General features: G+C 69.2%; 9 protein-coding genes and 1 pseudogene. 4 read left to right on the forward strand and 6 right to left on the reverse strand.

The window, feature by feature from the left end; genetic code table 11:
• The first annotated feature begins 40 nt into the window (after nt 1-40).
• Nucleotides 41-861 (forward strand): annotated as a pseudogene (locus tag I3F58_RS21280) (IS5 family transposase).
• Nucleotides 862-877: 16 nt separating this feature from the next.
• Here the strand turns inward: I3F58_RS21280 and I3F58_RS21285 are convergent.
• From I3F58_RS21285 to I3F58_RS21305, 5 genes are all read right to left on the reverse strand, one after another.
• Complete coding sequence (locus I3F58_RS21285) at nt 878-1,795, reverse strand: hypothetical protein (protein ID WP_240110256.1); 918 nt, start codon at nt 1,793-1,795, stop codon at nt 878-880.
• A gap of 439 nt (nt 1,796-2,234) precedes the next feature.
• Complete coding sequence (locus tag I3F58_RS21290; RefSeq protein ID WP_240110257.1) at nt 2,235-3,149, reverse strand: phosphatase PAP2 family protein; 915 nt, start codon at nt 3,147-3,149, stop codon at nt 2,235-2,237.
• Nucleotides 3,150-3,251: 102 nt separating this feature from the next.
• Nucleotides 3,252-4,214: a hypothetical protein gene (locus tag I3F58_RS21295; RefSeq protein ID WP_240110258.1), complete on the reverse strand. Its 963-nt coding sequence runs from the start codon at nt 4,212-4,214 to the stop codon at nt 3,252-3,254.
• The gene (locus I3F58_RS21300; protein WP_240110259.1) at nt 4,211-4,552 is read right to left on the reverse strand and encodes a PadR family transcriptional regulator; all 342 of its coding nucleotides are present in this window, start codon (nt 4,550-4,552) and stop codon (nt 4,211-4,213) included. The genes I3F58_RS21295 and I3F58_RS21300 overlap by 4 nt, the downstream gene beginning before the upstream one ends.
• A 412-nt stretch (nt 4,553-4,964) precedes the next feature.
• Nucleotides 4,965-5,195 carry a hypothetical protein gene (locus I3F58_RS21305; protein WP_240110260.1) on the reverse strand — a complete coding sequence of 77 codons (231 nt, stop codon included), beginning with the start codon at nt 5,193-5,195 and terminating at the stop codon, nt 4,965-4,967.
• 382 nt (nt 5,196-5,577) lie between these two features.
• On the opposite strand from I3F58_RS21305, the gene I3F58_RS21310 reads away from it, so the two are divergent.
• Nucleotides 5,578-6,231, forward strand: a complete 654-nt coding sequence (locus tag I3F58_RS21310; protein ID WP_240110261.1) for a hypothetical protein — start codon at nt 5,578-5,580, stop codon at nt 6,229-6,231.
• A gap of 176 nt (nt 6,232-6,407) precedes the next feature.
• Here I3F58_RS21310 and I3F58_RS21315 read toward each other — a convergent pair whose 3' ends face one another.
• Nucleotides 6,408-7,382, reverse strand: a complete 975-nt coding sequence (locus tag I3F58_RS21315) for a YafY family protein (RefSeq protein ID WP_240110262.1) — start codon at nt 7,380-7,382, stop codon at nt 6,408-6,410.
• Between the two features lie 80 nt (nt 7,383-7,462).
• Between I3F58_RS21315 and I3F58_RS21320 the strand changes: the two genes are divergently transcribed.
• Nucleotides 7,463-8,197 (forward strand): alpha/beta fold hydrolase, encoded by a 735-nt coding sequence (locus tag I3F58_RS21320; protein WP_240110263.1) that lies wholly within the window; start codon nt 7,463-7,465, stop codon nt 8,195-8,197.
• Nucleotides 8,198-8,223: 26 nt separating this feature from the next.
• Nucleotides 8,224-9,300, forward strand: a complete 1,077-nt coding sequence (locus tag I3F58_RS21325) for a winged helix DNA-binding domain-containing protein (RefSeq protein ID WP_240110264.1) — start codon at nt 8,224-8,226, stop codon at nt 9,298-9,300.
• Nucleotides 9,301-9,414: the final 114 nt, after the last annotated feature.

The raw sequence follows: 9,414 nt of genomic DNA on the forward strand, positions 1-9,414 counted from the left end.
CGATCCTCCACAGCAAGATCATGTTGCTGGGCGAGCTGCGGTGGCACGACGAGGACGACCCGGGGGCTGGCGGATGTCACCGGCTTCACACCGCACCGACGGGGCGCCCCCGGTTGGACGACCACACGGTCCTGAACGGCATCGCGTGGAAGTTCCGTACCGGGGTGGCCTGGCGGGACGTGCCCGAGCGGTACGGGTCGTGGGCCACTCTGCTCACTCGCTTCCGCCGCTGGGCCAAGGACGGCCCCTTCGAGCAGATGCTGCAGGCCGCCCAGGCCAGGGCGGACGCGACCGGCGACATCGACTGGCTCACGTCGGTCGACTCCACCACCGTCCGCGCGCACCGGCACGCCGCCGGGGCCCGAAAAGAGGGATCCGCAACCGGGCGCTCGGCCGCTCGCGTGGCGGGCTGACCAATGAGCTCCACTTGGCGGTCGACGGACTCGGCCGCCCGCTCGCCCTGGTCCTCACCGGCGGGAACACCAACGACTGCACCCGGTTCACGACCTGCTCGGTGCGATCGGGGTGCCGCGGCTGGGCGCCGGTCGTCCCCGGACCCGGCTGTCGCACGTCATCGGCGACAAGGGCTACAGCCCGAAGGCGATCCGCACCTGGCTGCGGCAGCGCAACATCGCCCACACCATTCCCGAACGCGCGGACCAGATCGCCAACCGACTTCGGCGTGGCCGTTCCGGCGGCCGGCCGCCGTCGTTCGACAATCAGCTCTACAAGCGCCGCAACGTCGTCGAACGATGCTTCAACAGGCTGAAGCAATGGCGCGGCATCGCAACGCGATACGAGAAAACGGCCGCGTGCTACCAGGCAGCCGTCACCCTCGCCTCACTCCTCATGTGGGTGTGATCTTTGACGCCGGTACCTAACCGACCAGGCGGCGGCGCCAGTCCAGGGGGGTGACGGTGATGGCCCGGCCGGGGTCATGGTCCCACTCGGCGCGGAGGCCGACTGCTTCCAGGGCAGCCACGACCTCGTGGCCGATGGCTGCAGTGGTCCCGGACGAGCCGTCGAAGCTGCCGTAGAGGAGCATCAGTCCGTGGCCGGCTGCGGCGGAGTCCGTGCACTGGCTGTGGAAGTAGACGAAGCCGCGAGCGTTGGGCCCGCCTTCCCCGCCGATCTCGGACTGGCCGCAGCTACGGCAACAGGTGAAGTTCTCGCGGGCGGTGATACCGGTCTCCTGCAGGGCGGTGAAGGCGCGGGTGAGCCGCTCAGGGTCGGTCTCGCCCTGCCACTCGGTCTGCTCCCCGACCCGCTCCAGCCACAACCGGTCTGCCAGCGCCTCCGCCTGCTCGCGCGACACGGGTCGGCGGTCCTTGGTGACGAGGTACTCCTCGGCAAGCTCGGCCAGTTCGGCGCGAGAGGCATAGCCGCCGACCAGCACCTCACGGATGCGCTTCTCCAACTCCGCGCGCTCGTCTTCGTCTAGGTCAAGCGGCGGCACCTCGCGGGCGGGGCCCGTGTCCAGCAGCGACCAAGCCAAACCACTGTGCCATCCGGCCTCCTGGCGAGCCCAGCCGGTCATCGCGGCAATCACGACCTCGGGACCGTCTGCCATCGCCTGGAAGTGCCGGTCAGCGGCACCCTCGCGGTACTCCAACGTGTAGTCACCACCGGCCTTGTGCCAGACCTGGGCGAAGACATCAGGCAGGTCGGGTATCCGCTGGAACACCAGGAACCGGTCACCGTCACCACCGATCCGCCGGACCAATCCAGCCAGCTCCTCGCCGGACACGCGGACGTGCCGCTCCCAGTTCTCCGTCTTCACCGCGATCTCGAGCATGCGCAGACTCTGACACACCCCTCTGGCTGCAGACATCCCGGAATCCGCGGGAAGACCGCTGCTACGACGGCCAGGCAAGCCCTGATCCCGAGTGGTCGCTTGGTCAAGGTCTGACGACAGGCTCCTAATTAGACTGCTCACAGGCACGCCATCTCATGAGCCGTTCGTGCAGGGCAATCAGGTCTTGCAGGGAGCGGCCGCAGCGGTCGAGGGCGGGTACCAGGAGGGTGTCGCCACGCCCGCCAGCTCCTGGAGGTTGCCGAAGCGGCAATCGGTTCCGGGGAACTGGAGGACATCGTCCTGGCCCAGGTCAACTCGATCGGTGGGTTCGCCGTCCAGCCGCGACCTGGTCTTGGACGAGGTCGCGGTGTCCAGTCCCGCGCGGGATCGATGGCTGACGTAGGACCCTGCCGGTTCCTGCCCGCAGCCGGCTGGGTGGTCAGCCCGGTGTGGGACGTGTGCGGCGTGTGGTGTGTGCGGGCGCCTCCGCTGCGGTGTACCAGAGCAGTGAGGCGCACAGGAAGGCCGCTGCCGCGAAGACCAGCGATTGTGTGACGGAGTCGTCCCGCGCGCCGGCGACGAGCGCGCCGGCCGCTGACAGCGTCAGGGCGACCGCCGGCAGCGCGTGAGGGCGCCGCGTGGCGCCTGGCGCCCCGGCCGACGGCAGCAACCGGGCCGCGAAGCTGTAGCAGGCGCAGGCCAGCAGCGTGGCGCCCAGTACGTCGCTGGGCCGGTGGTGGTAAGTGGCCTGGACGGCGGCTGCGGTGACGGCGAGCCACAGCATGCCGGTCGCGGTGATGTAGGGGCGGATACGAGGGGAAGTGACGAGGGCGGCGCCGAGGGCCAGCCCGGCGGGGATGGCTACGTGCCCACTGGGGAAGCTCGCCTCGATGAGGCTTACGTGCGCGCCAACCAGGTCGGGGCGGGGCAGGATCACCTTACTGAGTGCCTCCGTGCCCCCGAGCGTGACTATGACGACTCCGGCTGCCGCGCAGCCGTGCAACCAGCACCTCCGCACCAGAGTGACGGCCACGATGACCATCACCCCCACGACCAGGGTAGGCATGGCAGTGTCGTCCAGCGGCGGCAGGGCAGGCGAATTGTAAGCCGTCCCTGACCAGTCGTAGATCCATGCCGGTTTGGCGCCGTGACTGTTGAACAGGGCGTTTTCCGCCCGTTGCCCGAACGGGGTGCAGACCGCGATCAGGTAGACCGACAGGAACCCCGTGAGACACAGCAGAGCGGAGACCCGAGGTCGTTTCGTCCGCCAGAGGCTGGGCTCGGCCGTGGTTCCCGGCACCTGACCGGGGGTGACCGGCAGTTTGGACAGGGTCGAGGAATCTTGCTCAGTCATCGCTCTCGCTGTTCCTTCTCGCTGTTCCTCGTGGGGGCAGTAAGGTCGCGCGCCTCTTCTGGCACGCGGTGGGCCGACAGGCTCGGCTTGCGCACCGGGGATCTACTTCTGATCGAGGAGCTCCCGGCTCTGTCGGCGCTGGGCGGCGATCGCCAGGACCGGGAGGGGCGCGATCAGGAGGAGAAGGACGACCAGGTCCGGCAGGGACTGCATGAACGCGTTCGGCTGGGTGACGATCGCCTGTGTGCGGATGAACGCGACCGCTGCGACGGGGATCAGCCACCGGTAGTCCCCGGTGGCGGCCGTCGCCACCCATGCGGCGATCAGCGCGGTGACTTCGAGGGCGAACAGGCCGCGCTGGAAGGCCGGGCTGACGGAGATGATGTGCAGGCTCCCGGCCAGGAACATGGCGAGCACGACGGGGACCAGCCAGCGGTACGAGTGGCGCCGCAGCCGGTCAGGACGGCAGAGCGCCAGCACGGCGCAGGCGGTGCACAGGGTCCCCGACAGCATCAGGTCACGGGCTGTTATCGGGGCGCCCAGCCCGTAGTAGCCCAGACCCGCCTTGCCCTCGTCACCGAAGAGCGTATTGCTGTTGAACGTGGCACCGACGTAGATCATCGCTGCCGCGGCCGGCAGCGCGATCCACGGCCTACCGCGCAGCAGGGCGATCAGGCAGACCAGCGGAAGCAGCCCGTAGGGCAGGAGCCGCGTCCGCGTGGGCCCTCCTGCCCACGGAAACCAGCCCGAGAAGTGGAAGGCGATGGCATGCCGGCCGGGATCGATGTGCAGTGCCCAGTGCCACACATCCTGCAGGTACGGCACCAACGCCAGCGCGGCGAGGATCAGAGCGGCCAGATGGATGCCGTCCAGCCACCACGGACGGGTCGTGTCGTCGACGACAGCACGGGCTCGGGCCTGGACCCCGGCACTCGCCAAGGCGAGAACTTCCCGTGGCGGGGGCCAGGAGCGGCCGGGATACGCCTCGGCCAGGCAGGCCAGCAACTCCTCCCCCTGCCGGGACCGGTAGGACTTGGGGTAGGCCGCAAGCAGCAGACGGTTCATGCCGGGGCCACTCCGACATCCCCCGGGCGTCCGATGACGACGGCCGCCGCCTGCTGCATCCGCAGCGCCTCGCGGTTGAGCGTCACGGTGCCGTCCTCCGTGAGCCGGTAGTAGCGCCGCGCCCGCCCGTCCACGATCTCCTCATGGTCGGCGGCCACCAGCCCCGCCCGCTCCAACCGCTCCAGCGCGCCATAGAGAGTGCCGACAGCGATCCGGAGCCGCCCGCCGGTGGCCTGCTCGGCAGCCTTGATGATCCCGTAGCCGTGCAACGGTCCGTCCATGAGCGCGGCAAGGACGAAGTACTGCTGTTCCGTCAGGGACGGGTTCTGCCTTGTCATGAGCCGAGCATATATCGAGCTGCGATATATGCTCGCCAACCCTGAGCGATTGCCCGCAGCGCCTCCACGCCGACGGCGAACGTCACCCTCTCCCGGTCGGCAGGCGCGACGGCGGTCTCCCCTGCGGACCCGCGCGGCGTCGGCGGATGCCCGCTCGCCACGACCTGGTCCGGGCCCAGCGGAACGTCATTTCCGCCGTTGAGGAGCGACCCGGCCGGTGCAGCCCAGGGCGATGGACTCACGGCCGGGCAGGGCTGGTCAGCTGTCGAGTCGAAGGCGGCGATTTCGCCGGCGCGGCGGGCGGCGAGGATGCCCAACGGCTGATCCGCTGCTTCGGGGAGGACGCCGCTGCTCACCAGCAGCTTGGGGAACTGGTCGTCGGGTGCGACGATCCTCGCACGGCAGGACATGGTCAGGCGTGCGACAGGCCTTGCCCGGGTCGCCGGGTGTGGTTTGTGGCGTGGGACGTGAGGTGTTCCCAATTGCGGTGCGCGATGTCGGCCTTCTGTGCGTCGCTGAAGGGGGCGTCCTCCAGGAAGGACCGGGCGACGCCGGCGCTGGTGTCCACGAGGGGAAAGCCGCCGGGGCGGAACCCGTAGGTGAAGGGGTAGTCGGCGGAGTACAGCATCCGTTCGGTCCCCACGGCTTCGGCTGTCCAGCGGAGGTAGCGGGGCTGACGGTTCCGCTACCGGCGACCCGGAAGTCTTGCCTGAAGTCTGTCGCTGCTTTCTCGGCATATCTCACATTCCTCAACTTCCGTTGATCGGACGTGGGGTCAGCAGTTGATGAGGGTCACGTCGCGGACGTAGCGTCCCGCGGCGTGTTGGTGCACGACTTCTCTGCCGAGGGCTGGCAGTCCTGGGGGCTCGATGGCGAGCCGTTGATCCCTGAGCGGATGCCGGTGCTGTTCGACGACGACTTCCTGTTCGAGGACGAGGACGGCCCCAGGGCGACGCGGGCGGTGAACGCCTGGCTTCGTACGCCGCCGTCGAGCGTGGCGCCGTCACCGAATTCGTGGCGGACGGGTGGTCACCGACCGGCAGATCGAGCTGCTGCTGAAGAAGAAGGCGTCGGTCCTGCACTTGTCCGCGGCGAACTACTGGTGGTTCGAGGATCCGGCGAAGGCGCTGTGTCTCAAGCTCGCCAGCACCACGCAGGCCACCCACCACATCAGTCACCGTTCCGTCTGGCAGCCGGAAGGGCCCGATCACATGGCACTGAGCCACCAGCAACGAGACCAGACCGAGAGGCGCGTCCGCGCGGCCATCGACAGGCTGCCGGCCGGGCAGCTCCCGCCCGGCGGCGCCTGCGACGTCAAGACGCTCGCCAGTGAGGCGGGCATCTCCCGCGCGTCTCGCTTTCGGACCTGGGGCCACCTGAAGGACGAGTTCGAGAAGCGGCGGGCAGCCGCCTGGGCGGACGGTCAGCAGCCCGATCCGCGCGAGGCCCGCATCTCCCGGCTGCGGGACCTCGACCAGCGGTCCACCGGCAGACTCGCCCGACCGCACATCGAGTTCAATCAGCTCAAGGAGCATCATCATCTGCTGCTGTCCGTACTGACAGCCAAAGACGACGAGCTTCAGCGCCTCCGGCGCGAGCTGAGTACGTTCCCCGCTCCGGACCCTGATGAAGTGCAGGGGGATGGCGCCCATGGCGTTGCCTCCCTGCCCCGGCTCTGATGCCCTCATCGGTGAGACAACGCCCCGATCTTCGCGGGTGTACGTGGCCGGAGGAGCGGACAGGTGCACCACCCTGGTGCACGGCAGCCGGAGGGCGTGCCCGCTCCCGGGTTCGGTCACCGGTTCGGTCGTCACGTCGTCCCGCCCTTCCCGTGCTGTCGTAGTGAATCCGTTGTTCACTGCGGTAGTTCTTCCGGTCTTCGTTGGGCGGCTGCGGTGAGTCGGTCGGCGAGGTTCTTGAGCGCCTGCCGCAGTTCGTCGGGGTGATGGATGGTGAAGGGCCATTCCAGGGAGGCGAGCATGTGGGCCATGCCGTCCAGCCGTTCTGCCCGTGCGTGCATGAGAACGCCGGTGGGCTGGGCGGTGAGGGTCACTGCTGAGCGAGGCAGTCGGCGCGCGATCTCATCGAGGGGGCCATGGATCGTCACCTCGACCCGCCAGCGATAGGGCCCCTGGGCCAGAGTCGAGGTCAGGTGGGCGACGGGGTCGAAGCCGTCGGGGGTGGTGAAGCGGTCGGCGCGGGGGGTGACGGAGGTGATGCGGTCGATGCGGAAGGTCCGCAGGCTGGCACGGAGGTGGTCGTGGCCGACGACGTACCAGCGGCCGGTGTGAAAGACCACGCCGTAGGGGTCGATGTCGCGTTCGGTGTGCTCCTGGCGCCAGGACTGGTGGCTGATACCGACAGTCGTGCGGATGCGGGAGGCCTGAGCCAGTGCCAGCAGGACGCCGGTTCCGGGTGCCTGCCCGATTACGGCGTTGGCGGTGAAGGACAGGGTGCCCCGCATGGCAGCGAGCGATTCGCGCAGGGCGTGCGGGAGCACCCGCTCGATCTTGGCCAGGGCACCGGCAGTGGCCGGTGCGGCGGCGCCCATGCCCAGACGGTCTGCGGCGAGCAGGCCAAGGACGACGGCGAGAGCCTCGTCGTTGGTGAGGACCAGAGGAGGCATCCGGTATCCGCGGGCCAGCCGGTAGCCGCCGTAGCGGCCGCGTTCGGCCTCCACGGGGATGCCCAGTTCCCGCAGATGGGCGGTGTACCGACGCACTGTGCGGACGTCGGTATCCAGGCGGTCGGCCAGCTCCGCCCCGGTGAGCCGGGCGTTGGACTGGAGGAGTTCCAGCAGGGTCAGCACACGGATGAGGGGATGCGACATGGATCACTCGGCATTTCAGGGCGGATTCTGTCCTGTATTGACTTTACGCTCCCCGCAGCACCTCACTTCTGGGAGATCACGTGGCCAACTTCGTACTTGTTCCCGGCGCCTGGCTCGGGGCGTGGGCCTGGGAAGACACCGTCCGCGCTCTGCGGGAGCGCGGCCACACGGCGCTGCCGCTGACACTGACGGGCCTGGCCGAGCACGCCGACCGGGGCGGACCCGAGACGGGCCTGGACACGCACATCGCGGACATCACCGGATTCGCTGAGCGGAACGATCTGCGCGAGGTCACGCTGGTCGCCCACAGCTACGCGGCTGCCCCGGTGACCGGGGCAGCCGGTCGTCTCGGCGACCGGCTGGAGCGCGTGGTGTACGTGGACAGCGCCCCGTTCGCCGCAGGCATGTGCATGCTCGACCTCATGCCGCCGCAGGCAGCAGACCAGCTGCGCCAGCAGGTCGACGCTTCCGGCGGCGGGCGGCGGCTGCCGATGCCGTCCTTTGAGGTCCTGGGCTTGTCCAGCAGCCTCGACGGGCTCGATGAGGGCCAGCGGGACGCTCTGCGCGCGCGTGCCACCCCTCAACCGTTCGGCACCTACACCCAACGCCTCGCCGGCCCGGCCGAGCCCGGTCCCGGTGTGGACCGTGTCCTGATCGCCTGCCATGACTTCACGGGACTGCTGGATGCCGGGGTGCCGATGCTGGCCCACCTGAACCAGCCGCCATGGCGGCGCTTCGACCTGCCCACCGGGCACTGGCCGATGCTGTCGGCACCCGCCGAACTCGCCGGCATCCTCGACAAGGCCGTCTCCTGACGGCGCTGGCCGAGAGGCACACCCCGATGCCTGACCACGAGAGCATCCACAGGCTGCGGGCCTGTGCCCAGGCCCTGGCCGGCGAAGCACGCGAGGCCTCCGCCGAGGCGGTCGTCCGACGGGTCTTCGCCGTCCAGGCCCAAGACGCCACCGCCGCCGACCTGGGCATCCGGGTACGCGGCCGGGACATCACCGCCCAGGCCATCCGCACGGCATACGAGAAAGAACGGAGCATCGTCCGCAACTGGTACATGCGCGGCACCCTGCACACCATCCCCAGCGACGACGCCCGCTGGGTGTTGCAGTTGCTGTCCCCGCGGATCCTAGCCGCAACCGGCCGCCGCTACCGGCAGCTGGGCCTGGATGACGATGTGCGCCAGCGCGCCGACCATCTCATCCGGCGCGTTCTTGCCGCGCACGGCCCACTCACCCGGGCCGAGCTGACCGAGCACCTCACCACTCTCGGTATCCCGCCGGACGGACAGGCGCCTTTTCACCTGGTCCGCCACGCAGCACTCACCGGCATCCTCTGCCACGGCCCACAGCGCGCCAGTGAGGCCACGTATGTGCTGCTCGACGACTGGCTGCCTCCCACCGGGCGCTTCCGGTGGGAGGGAGACGCTGCTCTCGCCGAGCTGGCTCGTCGCTACCTTGCCGCATATGCCCCCGCCGCCTTGGAGGACTTCGCCGCCTGGTCCGGGTTGCCGGTTACCTGGGCCCGCAGGGCCTGGAAGCTGCTGGCGGAATCCGGCGTAATCACCGAGTACGGCGTGTTGAGCATGCTCGCCGGGCGGGTGGAGGAACTCCCAGGACCGTCTGAAACTCCAGACGTTCGCATGCTGCCCGCGTACGACAACTACCTGATCGGCTACCGCACCCGCGAGCTGTCCGTCCCGGCTCTCCACCAGGCCCGCGTCTGGCCGGGAGGCGGCCTCATCCAGCCCACCGTCATCGCCGACGGCCTGGCCATCGCCACCTGGAACCGTGGCTCCGGCTCGCACTCCATCCGAGTGAATGCGTTCGAACCTGTCCCGCCTCAGATCGAGCAGGGTATCGACATGGAGAAGAAGGCCGTCGTCGGCTTCCTGCGGCCCACCGCATAGCCGACCCGCATCCCGATCCCAAGAAGGGAGGCCACGTGGGCGAGAACGGGCCTTGACCCCGGATCTTGGACACCCGAGACACTTGGATCTTGAGTCCAGGAGAAAGGATGTCCC

This window comes from Streptomyces sp. MUM 203J (assembly GCF_022414595.1).
Lineage (GTDB): Bacteria > Actinomycetota > Actinomycetes > Streptomycetales > Streptomycetaceae > Streptomyces.

Bases quoted from the DNA above. Each gene is read 5' to 3' on its own strand.
- I3F58_RS21285 (WP_240110256.1), bottom strand. From the start codon at position 1,795: ATGCTCGAGATCGCGGTGAAGACGGAGAACTGGGAGCGGCACGTCCGC.
- I3F58_RS21290 (WP_240110257.1), bottom strand. From the start codon at position 3,149: ATGACTGAGCAAGATTCCTCGACCCTGTCCAAACTGCCGGTCACCCCC.
- I3F58_RS21295 (WP_240110258.1), bottom strand. From the start codon at position 4,214: ATGAACCGTCTGCTGCTTGCGGCCTACCCCAAGTCCTACCGGTCCCGG.
- I3F58_RS21300 (WP_240110259.1), bottom strand. From the start codon at position 4,552: ATGACAAGGCAGAACCCGTCCCTGACGGAACAGCAGTACTTCGTCCTT.
- I3F58_RS21315 (WP_240110262.1), bottom strand. From the start codon at position 7,382: ATGTCGCATCCCCTCATCCGTGTGCTGACCCTGCTGGAACTCCTCCAG.
- I3F58_RS21325 (WP_240110264.1), top strand. From the start codon at position 8,224: ATGCCTGACCACGAGAGCATCCACAGGCTGCGGGCCTGTGCCCAGGCC.